The sequence below is a fragment of the Microbacterium sp. NPDC076911 genome (assembly GCF_040687125.1).
GTDB lineage: Bacteria > Actinomycetota > Actinomycetes > Actinomycetales > Microbacteriaceae > Microbacterium.
Genome location: NZ_JBFBMP010000001.1, coordinates 143302 through 162854, shown reverse-complemented (window position 1 = coordinate 162854; position 19553 = coordinate 143302). Strand labels below are relative to the sequence as shown.

At 62.1% G+C, this 19553-nt stretch carries 15 protein-coding genes and 1 riboswitch; of the genes, 5 read left to right on the top strand and 10 right to left on the bottom strand.

The genetic code is table 11. The features are described 5' to 3' along the window. The first annotated feature begins 20 nt into the window (after window positions 1-20). On the top strand, window positions 21-1364 hold the full coding sequence (locus AB0O81_RS00760; RefSeq protein ID WP_363580243.1) for an ABC transporter substrate-binding protein: 1344 nt from the start codon (window positions 21-23) through the stop codon (window positions 1362-1364). 67 nt (window positions 1365-1431) lie between these two features. Here the strand turns inward: AB0O81_RS00760 and AB0O81_RS00755 are convergent, their stop codons facing one another. From AB0O81_RS00755 to AB0O81_RS00740, 4 genes are all read right to left on the bottom strand, one after another. Beyond that, a complete protein-coding gene (locus AB0O81_RS00755) occupies window positions 1432-1746 on the bottom strand; it encodes an AzlD domain-containing protein (RefSeq protein WP_363580241.1) in 315 nt (104 codons plus the stop codon). Continuing rightward, the gene (locus tag AB0O81_RS00750; RefSeq protein WP_363580239.1) at window positions 1743-2513 is read right to left on the bottom strand and encodes an AzlC family ABC transporter permease; all 771 of its coding nucleotides are present in this window, start codon (window positions 2511-2513) and stop codon (window positions 1743-1745) included. Before AB0O81_RS00750 ends, AB0O81_RS00755 begins: the two co-directional genes overlap by 4 nt. Before the next feature lie 113 nt (window positions 2514-2626). Further along, the gene (gene typA / locus AB0O81_RS00745) at window positions 2627-4543 is read right to left on the bottom strand and encodes a translational GTPase TypA (protein WP_363580237.1); all 1917 of its coding nucleotides are present in this window, start codon (window positions 4541-4543) and stop codon (window positions 2627-2629) included. Window positions 4544-4678: 135 nt separating this feature from the next. Continuing rightward, a complete protein-coding gene (locus AB0O81_RS00740) occupies window positions 4679-6385 on the bottom strand; it encodes an ABC transporter ATP-binding protein (RefSeq protein WP_363580235.1) in 1707 nt (568 codons plus the stop codon). 29 nt (window positions 6386-6414) lie between these two features. On the opposite strand from AB0O81_RS00740, the gene AB0O81_RS00735 reads away from it, so the two are divergent. After that, window positions 6415-7014, top strand: a complete 600-nt coding sequence (locus AB0O81_RS00735) for a PH domain-containing protein (RefSeq protein WP_363580232.1) — start codon at window positions 6415-6417, stop codon at window positions 7012-7014. Here the strand turns inward: AB0O81_RS00735 and AB0O81_RS00730 are convergent. The 3 genes from AB0O81_RS00730 to AB0O81_RS00720 all read right to left on the bottom strand — a co-directional run bounded on the left by AB0O81_RS00730 (window position 7005) and on the right by AB0O81_RS00720 (window position 11840). After that, window positions 7005-8240 (bottom strand): ABC transporter permease, encoded by a 1236-nt coding sequence (locus AB0O81_RS00730; protein ID WP_363580230.1) that lies wholly within the window; start codon window positions 8238-8240, stop codon window positions 7005-7007. The two genes, AB0O81_RS00735 and AB0O81_RS00730, sit on opposite strands and share 10 nt — an antisense overlap. A gap of 1 nt (window position 8241) precedes the next feature. Beyond that, the gene (locus tag AB0O81_RS00725; RefSeq protein WP_363580229.1) at window positions 8242-9786 is read right to left on the bottom strand and encodes an ABC transporter permease; all 1545 of its coding nucleotides are present in this window, start codon (window positions 9784-9786) and stop codon (window positions 8242-8244) included. 212 nt (window positions 9787-9998) lie between these two features. Then, window positions 9999-11840: an ABC transporter family substrate-binding protein gene (locus AB0O81_RS00720; RefSeq protein ID WP_363580227.1), complete on the bottom strand. Its 1842-nt coding sequence runs from the start codon at window positions 11838-11840 to the stop codon at window positions 9999-10001. Window positions 11841-12018: 178 nt separating this feature from the next. Between AB0O81_RS00720 and AB0O81_RS00715 the strand changes: the two genes are divergently transcribed. Continuing rightward, complete coding sequence (locus AB0O81_RS00715) at window positions 12019-12840, top strand: CPBP family intramembrane glutamic endopeptidase (RefSeq protein ID WP_363580863.1); 822 nt, start codon at window positions 12019-12021, stop codon at window positions 12838-12840. Window positions 12841-12913: 73 nt separating this feature from the next. Here AB0O81_RS00715 and gcvP read toward each other — a convergent pair whose 3' ends face one another. The 3 genes from gcvP to gcvT are packed head-to-tail and all read right to left on the bottom strand — an operon-like array spanning window position 12914 to window position 17313. After that, window positions 12914-15793, bottom strand: a complete 2880-nt coding sequence (gene gcvP / locus AB0O81_RS00710; RefSeq protein ID WP_363580225.1) for an aminomethyl-transferring glycine dehydrogenase — start codon at window positions 15791-15793, stop codon at window positions 12914-12916. Next, window positions 15790-16173 (bottom strand): glycine cleavage system protein GcvH, encoded by a 384-nt coding sequence (gcvH, locus tag AB0O81_RS00705; RefSeq protein ID WP_363580223.1) that lies wholly within the window; start codon window positions 16171-16173, stop codon window positions 15790-15792. The genes gcvP and gcvH overlap by 4 nt, the downstream gene beginning before the upstream one ends. Window positions 16174-16194: 21 nt before the next feature. Next, on the bottom strand, window positions 16195-17313 hold the full coding sequence (gene gcvT / locus AB0O81_RS00700; RefSeq protein ID WP_363580221.1) for a glycine cleavage system aminomethyltransferase GcvT: 1119 nt from the start codon (window positions 17311-17313) through the stop codon (window positions 16195-16197). A gap of 159 nt (window positions 17314-17472) precedes the next feature. Further along, window positions 17473-17569, bottom strand: a riboswitch (glycine riboswitch). A gap of 214 nt (window positions 17570-17783) precedes the next feature. Between gcvT and AB0O81_RS00695 the strand changes: the two genes are divergently transcribed. Further along, on the top strand, window positions 17784-18758 hold the full coding sequence (locus AB0O81_RS00695) for an ATP-binding cassette domain-containing protein (protein WP_363580219.1): 975 nt from the start codon (window positions 17784-17786) through the stop codon (window positions 18756-18758). Next, window positions 18755-19504, top strand: coding sequence for a methionine ABC transporter permease (locus AB0O81_RS00690; RefSeq protein WP_363580217.1), 750 nt, complete (start codon window positions 18755-18757; stop codon window positions 19502-19504). Before AB0O81_RS00695 ends, AB0O81_RS00690 begins: the two co-directional genes overlap by 4 nt. Window positions 19505-19553: the final 49 nt, after the last annotated feature.

The window sequence follows — 19553 nt, the reverse complement described above, 5'->3', positions numbered from 1 at the left end:
ACAACACAAAGGAGCACAGCATGACCAAGCGTCAAAGAAGCCGCGCGGCGCTCGCCCTCGTCGCGGCGGGCGTACTCACCCTCTCTGCCTGCACACAGGTGACACCCGAGGAAGGATCGAGTGGCGACGGTGACGGCGTCTCAGACGGCACCATCGCTACCGGCGCGGGCATCACCGAAGAAGCATGCCCCGACGGCGTCAACGCCGACAACGGATGCATCTATCTGGGCGTACTCTCTGACCTCACCGAGGGCCCCTTCGCAGCGCTCGCCGTGCCGATCACCGACGCTCAGCGCGCATTCTGGGCACAAGTGAACACAGAAGGCGGTATCGGTGGCTATGACATCGACATCGATACCTACACACGCGACACGAAGTACCAGGCGGCCGAGCACGCGGCCCAGTACCAGCAGATTGCCGATGGCATTTTGGGCATCGCGCAGTCACTCGGAACGGTGAACACCGAGGCGGTGCTTCCCGACATGGTCGAGCGCAGCCTTGTCACCGTGCCCACATCATGGTGGTCGGGCTACGCGTTCGAAGAGAACGACAGCGGCATCATTCTTGAAACCGGCTACTCGTACTGCACTGAAGCGCTGGTTGGACTCGACTGGTTCGCCGAAGAGAACGGCTCGCCGTCAACCGTGCAAGCTGTTGGATACCCCGGCGACTACGGCGGCGACTCAGCGGAGGGCGTTGGCCGTTGGGCTGAGGTGAACGGTGCAACAGCGCTCGACCCGATCGGCACCGGACCAAACCAGGTTGTCGGCAACCAAGACGCCGTCGTCGCCGCTGTGCTCGACGGCGGCGCAGATGTCGTCGTGTTGGCTGTCGGCCCCGCCGAAACTGCGGAAATCGTCGGCAAGCTTGCTGCCAGCGGCTTCTCCGGTCGCTTCCTCGGCGCACTCCCGACGTGGAACCCTGCATTGCTCGAATCGGCTGCGGCACCCGCACTCGAAGCGCTCTACAACCACCTCACTCCCTATGAGAACTGGGATGGCTCAAGCGCATCGATCGAAGCCGCAAAGGCCTCGCTCAATGGGGAATTGCCGGCCAACGGTGGCTACATCATCGGCTGGGGCATCGGCTACCCGATGAAGGCAGCTCTCGAGACCGCCGCCGAAGCAGGCGACCTCACACCTGAGGGACTCGCCTCGGTGATCGACGGTCTTACTGTCGATTTCGATGGGCTCATGCAGCCTCACACCTACGGTGGTGACCCGCAGGCCAACGCCAACCAGGCAGTAAACGTTGGTGTGCCCGACCCCGATGTCGAACTCGGACTTCGCACGATTGCGAGCTTCTACGAAGGAACCTCGTTCGATGAAACCGACTACTCGGCAGCGTGCGTCGCGTCTAGCTGATCGCTGACAAGGGGGATGTTCCGCAAGGGGCATCCCCTTTGTCGTACCCTCCGCCGCGATAGTCTGCTCACGCAGCCCATCCCCATAGTCGCAGCAGGGCTGCTGTGGCTGCTGCCGCTGCGACCACCACAAGGAACGGTGCCCGCAACATCAGCAAGCCGGCAGCAACGAGGACGGCGGGCAAGCGAGCGTCGAGCACCACCGACTGGCCACTCCCGAGCGTCTGCACCGCGACGAGCGCAGCCAGAAGTGCCACCGCCAGCAGGTCAGCGATTCGAGCGGATCGCGGTGCCTCGAGCCAGCGCGCGGGAGCAAGGTAGCCCAACGCTTTCAGCGCAACACAGATGATGGATGCGACAAGGATGCCGCCCCACATAGTCATGGCAGTCCCCCGCGTTCAGCGACATCGTCTGGCTCGTCCCACGGTTCCGCGTTCACGGCGCCGGAACCGAACAGGTTTGCCCAGCCGACGACGATCGCGACGACCGCAGCGATCAACACGGGCATACCCGGCATGACGAACGGCGTCACCGCGGTGGCAATGACGGCGGCCGCGATTCCCACGATGATCGGTTGCCGATGCTTCAGCCGCGGCCACAGCAGTGCCAAGAACGCGGCGGCAGCGGCAGCATCCAACCCATACGCACGTGGATCGCCGAGAACATCCCCTAACAGCGCGCCGGCGAGCGTCGAGACGTTCCAACCGGCATAGATTCCTACGCCAGTGACCCAAAACCCGATCTGGCGGGCGTGACTGGTGCCTTGCGCGAGAGAAACCGCAACCGATTCGTCGATCGTGAATTGCACGGCGAGGGCACGACGCCATACTCCCCCACCGACGATCGGCGCCATACGCATCGAATAGGCGACATTTCTGACGCCGAGCAATGCGGCTGACGCAATCGCCGCGGGAATTGCCGCGAGACCCCCGGCGGCAACAATCCCCACAAATGCGAACTGCGAGCCGCCGGTGAACATCAGCAGGCTGAGCACACAGGTCTGCCACACATCAAGGCCCGCCGCGACGCCCAAAGCCCCGAACGAAACGCCATAGAGACTGGTGGCTAACGCCACCCCGGCGCCTTCGCGCGCGGCGCGGCGGGCTTCGCCAGGTGCGTGCGCTTCGTCAAAGCGTGGTTCGAGGTTCACCTATCGATGCTATCTATGCACAGTCGTCGGCATCGTGCCGATCGCTGCAAACGGACGGCGCGAACAAGACAAAGCGGGCGGCCACCCTCAGGTAGCCGCCCGCTTAAATCAGATCACGCGTTGGCGTCTTGCTTCTTCAAACGTGCGGTGTTGCGCGCGCGCTCGTTGGCGTCAAGACTCACCTTGCGGATGCGAACGACCTCAGGGGTCACCTCGACGCATTCGTCATCACGAGCGAACTCAAGGCTCTCTTCAAGAGTCAGCAAGCGCGGGGGCGTCATCGACTCGAACGTGTCAGAGCTGGCTGCACGCATGTTGGTGAGCTTCTTCTCTTTGGTGATGTTCACGTCCATGTCATCAGCGCGTGAGTTCTCGCCAATGACCATGCCCTCGTAAACCTCTTGCGTGGGCTGAACGAAGAACGACATCCGCTCTTGGAGTGCGATCATGGCGAACGGCGTCACAACACCCGTGCGGTCAGCGACGATCGAACCGTTCTGACGGGTGACGATGTGACCAGCCCAGGGCTCGTAGCCGTGCGAGATCGCATTTGCGATACCCGTGCCGCGGGTGGTGGTCAAAAATTCGGTGCGGAAGCCAATAAGACCACGTGACGGAACGATGAACTCCATGCGCACCCAGCCGGTGCCGTGGTTGGTCATGTTGTCCATGCGGCCCTTGCGCGCAGCCATGAGCTGGGTGATCGCGCCGAGGTACTCCTCGGGAGCATCGATGGTCAGGTGTTCGAACGGCTCGTGCGTCTTGCCGTCGATCTTCTTGGTGACCACCTGAGGCTTGCCCACGGTCAGTTCGAAGCCTTCACGACGCATGTTCTCAACGAGGATGGCGAGAGCCAGCTCGCCACGTCCCTGAACTTCCCACGCGTCCGGGCGGCCGATGTCGACGACCTTCAGCGAGACGTTACCGATGAGCTCACGGTCGAGGCGGTCCTTGACCATGCGAGCGGTGAGCTTGTGGCCCTTGACCTTGCCCATCAGCGGCGAGGTGTTGGTGCCAATCGTCATTGAGATAGCGGGGTCATCGACCGTGATCGCCTTCAACGGGCGTACATCTTCGGGGTCAGCGATCGTCTCGCCGATCGTGATGTCTTCGAAGCCCGCGATCGCGACGATGTCGCCGGGGCCTGCGCTCTCGGCGGGGTAACGCTCAAGCGCGCGGGTCTTGAGCAACTCGGTGATACGAGCGTTGCTTGTGGTGCCGTCAGCACGCACCCACGCGACGGTCTGGCCCTTCTTCAGCGTGCCGTTGAACACGCGCAAAAGCGCGAGACGGCCGAGGAACGGGCTGGAGTCGAGGTTGGTGACCCAGGCTTGCAACGGCGCTTCGTCATCGTACTCGGGCGCGGGCACGTGCTTGAGGATCGCCTCGAAAAGCGGTTCGAGGTCGTCGTTGTCGGGCAACGCGCCGTTGTCGGGGCGGGAGAGCGATGCAGCGCCCGCACGACCACTCGCGTAGACCACAGGCACGTCGAGAAGAGCATCAACATCGAGGTCAGGCACATCGTCTACGAGGTCAGAAGCAAGACCGAGGAGCAGGTCGTGCGCTTCTTCTTCAACCTCGGCGATGCGCGCGTCGGGACGATCGGTCTTGTTGACCAAAAGGATGACCGGCAACTTGGCCTCGAGCGCCTTGCGCAGCACAAAGCGCGTCTGCGGAAGAGGGCCTTCGCTGGCGTCGACGAGCAGCACGACACCGTCGACCATCGACAGGCCTCGCTCCACCTCGCCACCGAAGTCAGCGTGGCCGGGGGTGTCGATCACGTTGATGGTGACAGGCTGACCATCGGGCGCGTGCAGGCCGCTGTAGCTGATCGCGGTGTTCTTCGCGAGGATCGTGATGCCCTTTTCGCGTTCAAGATCGTTTGAGTCCATCGCGCGCTCTTCAACGTGCGAGTGCTCGCCGAACGAGCCGGTCTGGCGGAGCATGGCATCGACCAAAGTGGTCTTGCCGTGGTCAACGTGGGCGACGATCGCGACGTTTCGCAGGTCTGAGCGGAAGGCGTGCGCCATGAAGGATTCCTTGCAAGATGTGGGAGGTAGCCGGGATGCCGGCATGACCAGCCTAACGTAGGAGACCGAAAGCGACCTGAAGGCCCGTTCCAGGGCGCTCAGATCGCTTTCGACAATGTTGCATATCGCTCTCGGCTAGCTTGCGGTACGACCCAACAGTGTCGCCCGCGCCAGGCGACGCTCACGCTGTTCAGCAGGGTCAGGCACAGGAACCGCAGCGATAAGGCGCTTGGTGTAGTCGTTCTGCGGGTTGCGCAAGATCTGCTCTTTCGAGCCTTGCTCAACGATCTTTCCGTGCTGCATCACGGCGATGCGGTCAGCCAGCAGATCCACGACAGCCAGGTCATGAGTGACAAACAGAGTCGCGAATTGCTTCTCTTTCTGGATGTTCTGCAGCAGTTCAAGCACGCGGGCCTGAACCGAAACGTCCAAGGCGCTCGTCGGTTCGTCCGCCACCAGCACTACCGGGTCGAGCGCGAGCGCCCGAGCGATACCGATGCGTTGACGCTGGCCGCCAGAGAGTTCGTGCGGGTAGCGGTTGCGGAAGTCCCGCGGCAACTCAACGAGGTCGAGCAAGTCCTCTACCCGCTTGGAGATCTCTTTGCGATCGCGCCCCGCGAGCTCGAGCGGCTCGCCAATCGATTCGCCGACGGGCCAGCGCGGATTCAACGACGAGCCCGGGTCTTGGAAGACGATGCCGATCTTGCGGCGCACGGCGCGCAGCTGCTTCGCATCCACCCCGATCATGTCTTGACCGGCAACGCGCAAAGTGCCTTCCTTCGGCGCCACAAGTCCGACGACTGCCCTGGCGATGGTGGTCTTACCCGAGCCGGACTCGCCCACCAGACCCATGACTTCACCTGGTTGGATCGACAAGGATGCTTCGCTGACCGCGAGGAAGGCCGGGACGCGACCTCGCTTGGGATACTCGATAGAGACGTTCTCGAGGTGAAGAGCCGCTTTCGCAGCTTCGCGAATACCGTGCGTATCCGCGGTTGCCTCGCCCAGTCCCAAGTGGGGAACTGATGCCATGAGCGCCTGTGTATAGGGATGCGATGGCGCGGCGAACAGATCAGTCGCCGTGGCGTGCTCCACAACTGCGCCGTCTTTCATCACCATCACGTCATCGGCCATATCGGCGACTACACCCATGTCGTGGGTGATGAGAATAATCGCCGAGTCGAGCTTCTGGTGAAGGTTGCGAAGCAGATCGAGAATCTCGGCCTGCACCGTGACGTCAAGTGCCGTCGTGGGCTCATCTGCCACCAGCACACGCGGGTCGAGGGCGATCGACTGCGCGATCATGGCGCGCTGCCGCTGCCCACCCGACAATTGGTGCGGGTAGGAGTTGTAGGCCTTTTCCGGGTCGGGCATCTCGACCAGACCCAGCAGCTCGATTGCACGTGCTTTGGCGAGCTTTCGCGTCATATTCGAACGGTGGGTAAGCACCGTCTCAGCAATCTGGAAACCGATCGTGTACACCGGGTTCAACGCCGTCATCGGCTCTTGGAAGATCGCAGAGATGCCTTCACCGCGCACCTTGCGCAAGGATTCGATCGGCGCGTTGATCAGTTCACGACCCGCCAGCTTTGCGCTACCCGTGACTCGAGCGTTTTTTGGCAGCAGGCCCATGATGGCCATGGAGCTGGTGCTCTTGCCCGAACCTGACTCGCCCACGATTGCCAGCACTTTTCCTGGCATCAGGTCGTAGGTGACGTGCATGGCGGCAGCCGCCCAGCGATCGCCGACCCAGAACTCAACGCCTAGGTTGCTAACTGAAAGCACGGGCTCACCCGGCTTCGGTGCGTGAGAGACGACGGATGCGTCTTTGCTCGTACTCATCGTGTGGTCCCTCGTGTCAGGATTGTCGAATGTCCCAGCCGGTTGTCTTCCGTCCACGCGGCGGGGTAATACTCGCGATCATCGCGATGGCAGTGTGCGTTGCTGCGCTGATCTTCATTGTGCTCACCGAAGATCTCACCGCACTGTTTCGCTGGGGTTGGCCCATCGTTCTGCTGGCCTGGAGTGCCTGGGTGCTCTATGTTCAGCCGGCTGTCACAGTCACCGATGGCTTCGTTGAAGTGCGCAACCTGGTTCGCACCCACCGCGTGCCGTGGGGCGATCTCGACAGCGTCGACACTCGATTCGCGCTCACCTTGGTCACCAAGGACGGACGCAAGATCCAGGCGTGGGCGGCGCCCGCTCCCGGCGCGCGCCAAGCACTGTCTACCAGACGCGAAGAGGTGTCGCTCACTCCCGGCGAGGGAGATTCGCGGCGTCCTTCCGACTCGGAGACGAGCTTCTCGGGTGGGGCTGCCGCTCTTGTGCGTCGACACCTTGCTGCCTATCAGCACGCTGGCGGCGCCTCGCTGGGCGGTGGAACCACGACGAACTGGCACGTTGCTGTTCTTGCCGTCAGCGCGGTTCTCGTCGCTGCGACGCTGCTGAGCTTTTTCGCACCTCACGGCTGATCACCCTTAGCGCCGGGGTCTCCCCGATCGGGCCCCTCGACGGTCCCGCGTTCTGAGGGGTCTTCATAGTCGGCCGCTTCCTCCGTTGACTCGCTGAACATCGCGCGTGGCAGATCGGGGTCTTCTTCTGACGTCTCGATCTCGACCATCTGCACAGCCTGGATCGACGGAATGGCGGCGACAGTCTTCGCTGCCTTGCGGCCGACCTTGCCCTGCTGACGCGGGTCGAACGCGTCGCGCAAACCGTCACCAATGAAGTTGATGCACAGCGCAAGCGTCACGATGAACAGACCCGGCCACCAGAACAGCCACGGCCGCGTGCGGAACGCTTCGCGGTACTCACTGATGATCTGGCCCAATGAGATGTCGGGATAGGTGATTCCGAACCCGATGAAGCTCAGCGCGGCTTCGATGAGCACTGCGGCGCTCATAAGCAACGTGGTGTTGACGATGATCACGCCGACCGCGTTCGGCAGAATGTGACGGAAGATGATGCGGGAGCTGCCAGCGCCAGCGACGCGGGCAGCATCCACAAATTCCCGTTCTCGAAGAGCGAGGAAGTCGCCTCGCACCAAGCGAGCCAGGCCCGTCCAGCTCAGCAAACCGAGGAAGATTCCAAAAACGATCGCATTGCCGCCGAACAGCTTTCCGAAGATTGAGCCGATGACGATGATCGGAATAATGATGATCACATCGGTGAAACGCATGAGCAGCGAATCGACCCAGCCACGGTAGTAACCCGACAAGGCGCCGATGACGACGCCCACGATCAGCGAGCCGATGCCGACGAGGAACATCACGGTGATGGACTGCTGCGTACCGCGCATGACTTGCGCGAAGACATCCTTGCCCAGAGTGTCTTGGCCGAAGGGATGCTCACCCAAACTCAGCGGCCAGAGTGTCAGCGTGGGCTGACCCCCGTTGATCACGGGGTAGGTCGTCCACCAGTTGAGGGGCCACCAGCCGGGGATGCGGAATCCATCGACGGTCAGCGTGCCGTTGGGCAGGGCCTTCAAATTGCCCGTGCCACCCACCACTGTTCCCACTGAGCTGAATGCCAGCACGATAACGAGAAAGAGGACGACCATCGCGATCAACGCGAACTTGTGTCGGAAGAAGCGGCGGCGCACCAGGGTTCCCTGGCTGAGGCCCGCAATCGCCTTCTGCTCAATGCTCTGCTCGTTGCCGCGATCTTCCTGCGGCGCGTTCGTTGGTGTCGTAGTCATGTCAGTTCACCCGAATCCGGGGGTCAAGAGCGGAGTAGAGCAGATCGGCGATCAGGTTGAAGACCACCGCGAGAATTCCCGTGACGACGAAGAAGCCCATCACGAGGTTCACGTCGCCCGCATTGAGTCCGTCGACGAAAAGCGCGCCCATTCCCTTCCAGGCGAAGATCGTCTCGGTGATCACTGCACCGCCGATCAGTGCTCCGATGTCGAACGCGATGATCGTCGCAATCGGAATGAGAGCGTTTCTCATCGAGTGGCGCATGATGACGGTGCGCTCGGTGAGCCCCTTGGCTCGCGCTGTGCGCACGTAGTCCTGGTTCATCACCTCGAGCAGGCTGGAGCGTGCGTAGCGGGTGTACGCGGCGATCGAGACCAGCGCGAGCGCAATGGTCGGCAAGACCAAGTGGGCAAAGCCGTCAAGAATTTCAAACCACATGTCGCCTTGCAGACCCGGCGTCTGTGCGCCGATGGTCGCAATCACGCCGCTCTGCGGAATCCGATCGACGTAGTCCGGATATACGAGCATCACTCGGTCGATCACAATGACAAAGAAAGTGATGAAACTGACGATGGCAGCCGTGCGCGCCGCCTCTTTGCGGCCATCACCGCCGATAAGCGCGCCGATTCCGATACCGAGTCCGATCGCGGCAACGGCGAGGCCCAGGAGCATCCAGCCCGTCGGAACGTAGAAGAACAGGTACTGAAGCGGCACGTAAAGCGCTACCCAGATCGCGACAACGATCAACGATGAATACAGCGCGCGCTTGTTCGCGAGTCCGGTCGAAAGCGCCGTGATTCCCACGGCTGCCGCGACTCCGGTGATGATCACACCGACGATCGTGATCTGGGGGCGTGAGAACCAGTCCATGACGCCAAGGAGCCACAAGAGGCCTGCCGTTGCGATGAACGCGCCTCCAAACGAGACGAGGCGCTTTTTCGCATTGCCGCCGATGATGCTCATCACGATCAGGCCCCAGACGGCGCCGGTGATCAGAATTGCTGGCCATGTGATCACGGGATCGCTCAAAAACTCGTTGAAGCGAATCGCGCCGTACTCCTTGAGGAGCACCGCGACCCAGAAAATGGGGAGCGAGTAGACGATGAACGTGAGGAAGGTCACGGTGTAGTCGAAACCGCTGTACTGGCGAAGAGCCGTCAGGATTCCGATGGTGAGACCGAAGAGAATGGCGACAATAGTCGCCGCGGTGACCAGCTGAATTGTGGATGCAGCAGCCGAGCCGAGTGCGTCGGTGACCGGCTGATAGCTGCGGCTGAATGCCGCGCCGAGATCGCACTCGAGAACACCCGGCACGAGGCACTTGGCCGCGCCGCCGAGCCAGACGAAGTAGCGGAGCGGAATGGCGAGATCTAGGCGGAGCTGCTCGGTGCGGAACGCGATGAGCTCGTCACGGTTCGGTGCGCTTGATCCCTTTAGATCCGCGAGGGGATCAGCCGTGATGGCCGTCAATGTGTACACGATGAACGAGGCGACGAGCAGGACCAATACGGTCGCTCCCAGCCGCCTCAGGATGTACGTCAGCACTGCCGACCTCCGTGCGAGGTTGTGAGTTTACTCATGGGTTTGTTCCATTCGCGAGCGGTCTGCTCAAGCTACTACGTCAACGGGCATACGGGGTGCGTTTGCGTGGTGACGCGACTGTGGGCGCCGGGGGTCCCCGCGGCGCCCACAGTCATTGAGTCGTCGACTCGGGAGAGCGGGCATGATGCCCGCTCTCCCTTGAGGTCAACCGATGTCTACTCGGAGTCCTCAGCCGGTGCCCACTCCCAGAAGTTCCAGAAGTAGTCCGGGCTCAGTGGCATCGATTCGACACCGGTCACCTTGTCGCTCGAAACGAGCAGACCCGGGAACTGGAAGATCGGAATCGACACCGAGTCAGCCCAAATAGCGGCTTCAGTCTGCTCGAGAAGAGCGGTCTGCTCGTCGTAGTCAGCGGTTACGTTCAGCTGGTTGAGGAGGTCGGTAACCTCTTCGTTGCAGTAACCGTTGTAGTTTCCGCCCTTGGCGAGCGGGTCTTCGTAGCATGCGTAGATCTGGTCAGATCCACCAACTGCGAGGCTGGTCTGCGACCACGCGAAGATCACCGCGTCGTGGTTGTTGACCGGAACCGAAGCCGGGTCGGTGAAGAGCCAGTCAGGCTCGCTCTGATCGACCAGTTCGAAGCCAGCAAGTGCTGCCGACGATGCGATCAGTTCGTACTCCTGGCCACGACGCACGTTGCCCTCGGGGTACCAGAAGCCGACCTCGACGGTGCCCTCGATGCCAGCATCGGCGAGAAGCGCCTTGGCGCCCTCGATGTCGACGTCGGCGTAGTCAGCCGAGCCGTTGGTGTCCGACAGGAGCGGGTAGCGCTCGGGGTCAGACGGGCTGACGAGGTGCGTGTTGCGAACCTCTGCGTCAGCCTGAAGCGGCGCGATGATCTTGTCGACGATCTCCTGGCGCGGGATCGTCTTGAGGAACGCGGTGCGCACTGCAAGAGCGGTCGCCTCGTCGCCGTCATAGGTGGCGGGGTCGAACGGGCCGCCGTTGTTGACCGTGAGGTCGACGTGCTCGTGCGAAGCCTGCACCGCGGTCTGAACATCGGCGGTCGCGATTTCGTTCGCGAGCTCCAGGATGTCGGACGTCGGCTGGCCGGTCCAGATGTCGAGCTCGCCCGACTCAAGTGCCTGCAGAGCGGTCGTCGCGTCAGCGATCGTACGGATCGTGATCTTTTCGAACTTGGGCGACGGACCCCAGGTGTAGAGCGGGTTGGCTGCCACGGTGATGTACTGGTCTTCGACGATGTCGTCGATGATGTACGCACCGCTCGTCAGCGCCGCTGCGGGGCTTTCGGGAAGCGTGGTGTAACCGTAGCCAGTGTTCCATGCCTCACCAAGAGCTGCGAGAACCTCTTCGTCGCCACTGGTGATGGCGTCGACGACCTTCTGCTTGGCGTCTTCAGCGAACGTTGCCGCTGCTTCCTGGTAGGCGTCCATGTCGCCCTCGTCGTAGGCAGACTGCACATCTGCGTACTCGTCCGGGAAGGCGAGTGCGTAGGTGCCGTGTGCTGACACGCCGAGCGGGCCAACGAGCTCCCAGTCCACGTAAGGCTCGTCGTAGACGAGCGTGATGCTCTTGTCCCCGGTCTCAGGGGTGGTGGTGACGAGGTTGTAGCCCGTGGTCGCCGCAGGGGCGAATGCGTCAGTGACGTTGCCCGACATCGCAGCCCACTGCAAAAGCATGTCGGCCTCGTCGATTGCCACGCCGTCCGACCACACTGCGTCTGCCGTGATGGTGTACTCGACCGTCAGCGGGTCGTCCGAAGTCTGCTCGTACGAACCGAAGTCGGTGTTGTGAACGTACTCGGGGGTGTTGTTGTAGTACCCGAATGACGTGTCCGTCATGTATTTGACATTGCCGTTGGCCGTGTTGTTTCCGGCACCGCTGTCGTCGTTGAAGTGGAAGAATCCCGAGTTGTACGCAACCGTGATCTCCGTGCCTTCTACGACTTCAGACTCGTAGGGGTTGCCGCAGCCAGCGAGCGTAAGTGCTCCGACTGCAACGATCCCCACGCCCGCCGTCAAGCGTGCGATCTTCACATTTCCTCCTGTGCAAGGGTTAAGTGCCCAGCCTGTGGCAGCACTGGACACGGTCACGGACACGATAAGCACCCTTGGCGATACGAACAAAGCAGAATCGCAAACCGTTACATATCCTTAACTCAAAGCGACGAGCGTATGACAATCTGACAACGTGAATACTTCACTCCCCCGGAATCTGCTAGATCCGCACCCCCTGACGCACGGCGCCCGAGTGCACCAGCGCTGGGAGGTCGGTATCGTGCTCGCCATCACGGTCGGGCAGTCCGCGATCTACTCAGTGCTTTCGCTCGTGCGGGCATTGTTACGCCCCACGCCCATCGGTGAACAGCAGACCCAACTCAACGCATCGCGAGACGTCGCAGCATTCTGGGATGTGCTCTACCAGTTGCTGTCGATCTTCTTCGGTCTGTCGTTGGTGGCTCTCGTGGTGTTTCTCATGTGGGAACCCGGAGGAAATGCGCTGCGCCGCATGGGCCTGGACTTTCGCCGATTCGGAGGAGACTTCGCCAGGGCGCTCTTGCTCGGCGCAGCGATCGGCATCCCGGGTCTCGCGCTCTATGCCGTTGGGCGTGTGCTCGGAATCACTGTAGAAGTGCAGGCGGCACCACTTGACGCCGCCTGGTGGACAGTTCCGCTGCTGATTCTCGCGGCGCTTCGCGCTGGCCTCACCGAAGAAGTGATCTTCATCGGCTACCTGTTCGACAGACTGCGACGACTGGGATGGGGGTGGTGGAGCATCATCTTCACGACGGCCGCGTTGCGGGGTGCGTACCACGCCTATCAGGGCATAGGTCCGATCATCGGCAACTTCGCAATGGGTGTGGTGTTCGGTTGGTGTTACAAGCGCTGGGGACGAGTGATGCCGCTCGTCATCGCTCACACACTGATCGACATCGTGGCTTTCGTGGGCTATCCGCTGGCTGTAGCGCTCTGGCCGGCCCTGTTCGGCACAGTTTCCGTGGTGTCGCCGAGCCCCACTCCCAGCGCGACGTCGTAGCGGAAAACTCGCACGCCTCTCAAAACGAAGAGGTGAGATGCCGTAACATCCCACCTCTCGTCGTTATGCGGGGTTACGCGAAGGCCTCGATGGGCGGGCACGAGCACACCAAGTTGCGGTCGCCGTGCGCCTGGTCGATGCGCCTGACCGGCACCCAGTACTTGTTGCGCACGAGCGTCGGCACCGGATAAACCGCAATCTCACGTGAGTACGGGTGAGCCCATTCGTCGGTCACGATCGACTGTGCGGTGTGCGGAGCATTCACCAGCGGGTTGTCATTCGCGGGCCACTCCCCAGCCGCAACACGGTCAGCTTCCGCCTTGATCGCGATCATCGCTTCGATGAATCGATCGATCTCGCCGAGGTCTTCTGACTCTGTCGGCTCGACCATGAGCGTTCCGGCAACCGGGAACGACATCGTCGGCGAGTGAAAGCCGTAGTCTACGAGCCGTTTAGCCACATCGTCGACGGTGATCCCGGTGCTTTCCTTGAGCGGGCGCAGATCGAGAATGCACTCGTGCGCGACAAGTCCACCCTCACCCGTGTAGAGCACCGGGTAGTGATCGCGCAGGCGATATGCGATGTAATTCGCCGAGAGGACCGCCGCTGCGGTTGCGTCCCGCAAGCCTTCAGCTCCCATCATGCGCACGTAGGCCCAGGAAATCGGCAGGATGCTGGCAGATCCGTGGGGCGCGCCAGCAACCGCGCCGCCGGCAAACACGCCGCCGGCATGATCTTCACGCTGCTGCATTTCGTGACCTGGCAGATACGGCGCGAGATGGGCCTTTGCCGCGACTGGACCGACACCGGGTCCGCCACCCCCGTGCGGAATCGCGAAGGTCTTGTGCAGATTGAGATGCGATACATCGCCACCGAGGTCGCCGAAGCGTGCGTAGCCCAGCAGCGCGTTGAGGTTCGCACCGTCGACATACACCTGCCCGCCTGCATCGTGCACGGCTTGGGTGATTTCGAGCACGTCGTGTTCGTACACGCCGTGCGTCGACGGGTACGTGATCATCAGCGCGGATAGCTGCTCGGCATGCGTGCTGATCTTGGCACGCAGGTCATCGAGGTCGACGTTTCCGGCTTCGTCGCACGCCACGACGACGACCTTCATGCCAGCGAGCACCGCAGAAGCGGCATTCGTGCCATGCGCTGAGGAGGGAATGAGGCACACAATGCGCTCGGCGTCACCGTTGGCGTGGTGGTATCCACGAATCGCCAGCAGCCCCGCCAACTCGCCCTGCGAACCTGCATTCGGCTGCAACGACACAGCGTCATAGCCAGTCACCTCGGCGAGCCACCGCTCAAGCTGTTCGATCATGACGAGATAGCCGCGCACATCAGCTTCCGGCGCGAAGGGGTGCACACGAGAGAATTCCGGCCACGACACCGCCGCCATCTCCGTTGCCGCATTCAGCTTCATAGTGCACGAGCCGAGGGGAATCATGCCACGGTCGAGCGCGTAGTCGCGATCAGCCAGCAGCTTGAGATAGCGCATCATCGCCGTTTCAGAGTGGTGCGTGTTGAACACGGGGTGTGTCAAGAACTCCTCTACCCGGTTGAGCTCAACCGGCACGGCTGCGATTGCGTCGGAGTTTGCGAAGGGCACCTGAAGCTCTTCAGACTCTGGCAACCCGAACGCCCACGCAACCGACGCGAGGTCATCAGCAGTCGTCGTCTCATCGACGGACACGGCGACCGTCGCTTCGTCTACTTCGTATAGTTGATACCCCTTCGACCGGGCACGTTCGATCACACGCGAAGCGGGGCCGGGCGTGACAACGCGGATCGTGTCGAAGAAGGAATCGCTCACGAGCGGGAGCCCATAAGATCGCAGTCGCTCAGCGAGCGCTTCAGCCTTCCGAGCGACGTCAGTCGCGATCTCGCGCAGGCCGGCGGGCCCGTGGTAGACCGCGTACATTGACGCCATAACGGCGAGAAGTACCTGGGCCGTGCAGATGTTGCTCGTCGCCTTTTCACGACGAATGTGCTGCTCGCGCGTCTGCAGCGAAAGCCGGTAGGCCGGCTGACCCGCCGCGTCCTGTGACACGCCCACGAGCCGACCTGGCAGCTGCCGTTCAAGTCCGGCGCGTACCGCCATATAGCCGGCATGCGGACCGCCGAATCCCATTGGCACTCCGAAACGCTGCGTGGTGCCGACAGCAACATCTGCGCCAAACGATCCGGGCGAGCGCAACAGCGTCAGCGCCAGCAGATCGGCCGCCGCCACGACGATGCCGCCCTGTGCGTGCACCGCGGTCACGACATCGCTGGGGTCCCAGATGTGTCCGGATGCTCCCGGATACTGCACGAACGCACCAAAAATGTCTTCGCCGATCGCCGCGCCAGCATCGTTCGCATGCGCAAGTTCTGCATAGCGAAGCTCGATACCGAGCGCCTCGGCACGGTGACCGATCACAGCCTTGGTCTGCGGAAGAGTATCAGCATCCATCACGAAGACGTTCGAGCGCGATTTCGACGCGCGCCGGGCGACAAGCATGCCCTCAACCACCGCGGTCGATTCATCGAGCATCGACGCGTTGGCCGTGGTCAACCCCGTGAGGTCGGTGACCATGGTCTGAAAGTTGATAAGCGCTTCGAGGCGCCCCTGAGAGATCTCAGGCTGATACGGCGTGTAGGCGGTGTACCACGACGGGTTCTCCAGCACATTCCGCGCGATCACAGACGGGGTGAAGGTGTCGTAGTAGCCTAGGCCGATCATCGGCCGGGCGACACGGTTCTGCGACGCGAGAACGCGCAACTCCGCCAACGCCTCAGCCTCCGTAGCGGCCGGTGGGATGTCGCTGGTCGGTTGCGGCTGCACATGAATGGATGCCGGCACTGCCGTGGTCAGCAACGCTTCCACATCTGCGTATCCAAGAGCGTCGAGCATAGTGCGCTGCGCCGCGGTGTCGAGACCAATGTGGCGCTCGGCGAAACCACCAGTCATTCGTCGCCGCCGGTAAGTGCGACGTACGCGTCGCGGTTCAGCAACGCGTCAACGGCCGCTGCATCGGTGGAAATCTTGATAAGCCATCCCGCGCCGAATGCATCGGAGTTCACGAGCGACGGGTCATCAACGGCGGTGTCGTTGATTGCAACAACCTCACCGGTCAGCGGTGCGTAAAGCTCACCGACCGACTTGGTGGATTCGATCTCGCCGCAGACGTCACCTGCAGTGACGGTGTCGCCGACTGCGGGCAGTTCCACGAAGACGACGTCGCCGAGTTTGTCAGCAGCGAAGTCAGTAATGCCCACGGTGGCTGTCTCGCCGTCGAAGGCGATCCACTCGTGCTCGGCGGTGTACTTGAGTGAGTTGAGGTCAGTCATGGTTTTCTCCGGTGAGGGTGATCAGTTGCTGCGCCGATAGAACGGCAAGGCGGTAACGGTGGCGGGAATGCGGGTTCCCCGCACATCGATGAAGAGTGTGGTGCCAGCATCGCTTGCCGACGGTGAGACAAGGGCCATAGCGATCGGGTGTCCAAGCGTGGGGCTGAGCGCACCGCTAGTGATCTCGCCGATGGCTTCACCGTCCTCCGCGACATCGAACACGGCATAGCCGGCGCGACCTGCGCGGCGGCCGTCGCTCACCAGGCCCACGAGCACAGGAGCATCAACGGTGCCTTTAGTCGACAGCCCCTCGCGCCCGACGAAGTCACTCTTCTCGCTGGCAACGACCCGCCCCAGTCCCGCCTGCGCCGGAACGATGTCGAGCGAGAGTTCATGGCCATAGAGAGGCATGCCCGCTTCGAGGCGCAGCGTATCGCGCGATGCGAGACCAGCGGGCGTAAGGCCCAGCTCCGCGCCCGCTGCCGCGAGTGCATCCCAAAGGTCAACAGCGTTGCCGACAGGAATCAGCAGCTCAAAGCCGTCTTCACCGGTGTAGCCGGTGCGTGCGATCAGCAACGGTGCTGAATCAAAGCGTGCATCGACGGCGGCGTAGTACTTCAGCTCGTCGAGTGGCTTGCCCAGATCGGTGATCGAGCCGGTCGCTTCGAGCACCGCGCGTGCGACGGGCCCCTGCACAGCGATCAACGCGTAGTCGTCGGTGACGTCAGTCACTTCAGCATCCATCGACTGCGAACGCTCGACTAGCGCGGCCGAAACAGCCGCGCGATTGCCTGCGTTCGCGATGATCAAATAGCGCTCGTCGGCAAGGCGATAGACAATGACGTCATCGATGATGCCGCCACTGCGCTCGAGCAGCAGGCTGTACTTCGCTTTCCAAATGGGCATCGTGGTGAACGTGCCAGCGAGTGCATAGTCGAGATAGGCACCTGCGGCGGAGCCTTCGACGAGGAACTCCGCCATATGTGAGATGTCAAACAGGCCCGCACCGGTGCGTACGGCGTGATGCTCAGCAAGATCTGAGCTATAGCGAACGGGCATCAGCCACCCACCGAAGTCAGTGAATGACGCGCCCAGAGCTTCGTGGCGTTGGTGCAGAACGGTCGTGCGGGGGTCGGTCATGAGTTCTCCCGGTCGGTTCGGGCAGGCGCACGAATGCACCCTAGGGAACTCCCCCTCTGTCATTGGCCTGAGAGTTTCGCCTTCGCAGCCCCGAATGGGCGGATACGACAGCTTTCACCTTCGGCAGGATCGACGATGTCGAGCCTTTTCCAGAGTTGGCCGACCAGGACGGTACGCGTACCTGAGAGATTGGCGGGGAGGCTTGCTCCTTCGGTGCCCGACACGATTGCTGTCGAGGCTCTCCCGCCCGGGTCATTGGCCGATATTGACGTGTTCGATCAGCATATCGCTCGTGCGGCGCAATTCATTGCAGATGTGCCCTAGCACCGAATGCTCGGCTCCCGAAGCTGCCCTGAGGTCACACGATGTAACACGATTGCGATGAACCACCACGCATCGGTCAATCTGGACTCTCCCTCACCGATGGCGGTGCGCGTCACCGCCCGGTGGTGCGTTTCGTCGTGCTTGCGATGATTACAACTACTCACCTCTATAAGACGTTCTCCGGCGTGCGCGCCCTCGATGACGTGTCGCTTACCGTGCCCGGGGGCGAGATCTTCGGCGTTGTCGGCACCAGTGGTGCGGGGAAGAGCACGCTCATCCGCACTCTCAACGGGCTTGAGAAGCCAGACTCCGGCACCGTCGAGGTTGCTGGCCGCCTGATCACCGATCTGTCGGGCGAAGCGTTGCGCGATGCTCGCCATGACATCGGCATGATCTTTCAGCACTTCAACCTGCTTTCGCGCCGCACCGCGGCGGGAAACGTCTCGCTCGCGCTCGAAGCGCAGGGTGTTTCGCGCCGGGAACGAGCAACGCGGGTGGGCGAGATTCTCGATCTGGTGGGACTGGGAGACAAAGCAGACGCCTACCCATCGGAGCTCTCCGGCGGGCAGAAGCAGCGCGTCGGAATCGCTCGAGCCCTCGCAACCAACCCGCGCGTGTTGCTCTCTGACGAAGCAACCAGTGCTCTAGACCCCGAAACCACGCTGAGCATTCTGGATCTGCTGCGCACCCTCAATCGGGAGCTGGGGCTGACCGTGTTGCTGATCACCCACGAGATGGACGTCGTCAAAGGCGTGTGTTCGTCGGCAGCGCTCATGGAACATGGACGCGTCGTGGAGACGGGCCGACTGCACGAATTGCTGCGTACCCCCGGATCGATCATCGCTCGGCAGCTTTTTCCGCTCGGCGACATTCCCGCTGTGGGCAACGGCACTGTGGTCGATGTGACGTTCACCGGTCTGTCAGCGAACGAACCGGTCATCACGCGTCTCGCGCGTCATCACACCGCTGACGTTGGCCTTCTCGGTGCGGCAATCGAGACGATCAACGGAGTTCAAACCGGCCGTACCCGACTTGAAATTCCGGCCGCAGCTGACACCGCTGCGGTGCTGGCAGACCTGCGAGCACAAGGCCTCGTGGTCGAGGAGGTGAGCCGAGCATGATCGATTCCGCTGATCCCGGGTTCTGGACTGACTTGTTGGAGAACCTCGCGAAAGCGACGTGGGAAACCCTCTACATGGTGGTCGTCACCATGATCGTGACGTTCATCGTCGGCCTTGCCGTCGGTGTGGTTCTCGTCGCTACCGACCGCGGCGGCATCCTGCAGGCGCCGTTCGGTAGCCGCGGACTAGGGCGCACGATCAATGTCATCGTGGCGATCGTCGTAAACATCACCCGTTCCGTCCCGTTCGTGATTCTGATGATCGCGCTGATTCCCGTGACCTATGTGCTGATCGGCACTTCGTTCGGATCGACAGCAGCGATCGTGCCCCTGAGCGTCGCCGCCATTCCGTTCTTCGCGCGGATCGTTGAGATCGCCGTGCGCGAGGTATCCCCTGGAAAGGTGGAGGCTGCCGAAGCGCTCGGAGCCACTCGCTGGCAGATCCTCAGCAAGGTGCTCGTTCCCGAAGCACTGCCGTCAATTGTGCTGGGCTTCACCACCACCGTGGTGTCGATTATCAATTTCTCGGCGATCGCCGGCGTCATCGGCGCGGGCGGGCTCGGTGACCTCGCGATCCGCTACGGCTATCAGCGATACAGCACCGAGTACATCGTTGCCGTGGTCATTGTCCTTCTCATCATGGTGCAGGTGCTGCAGTCCACCGGCAGCTTCATCGCGCGGCGCATCGACCATGAGCGCTCCCGCTCTGGTCGCAACAAGAAATCGGCAGCGGCTCCGACCGTCTAGCCATTTACTTTGGCGAGTCGCACTGCGGCGCGCTCATCTCGCTTCATCG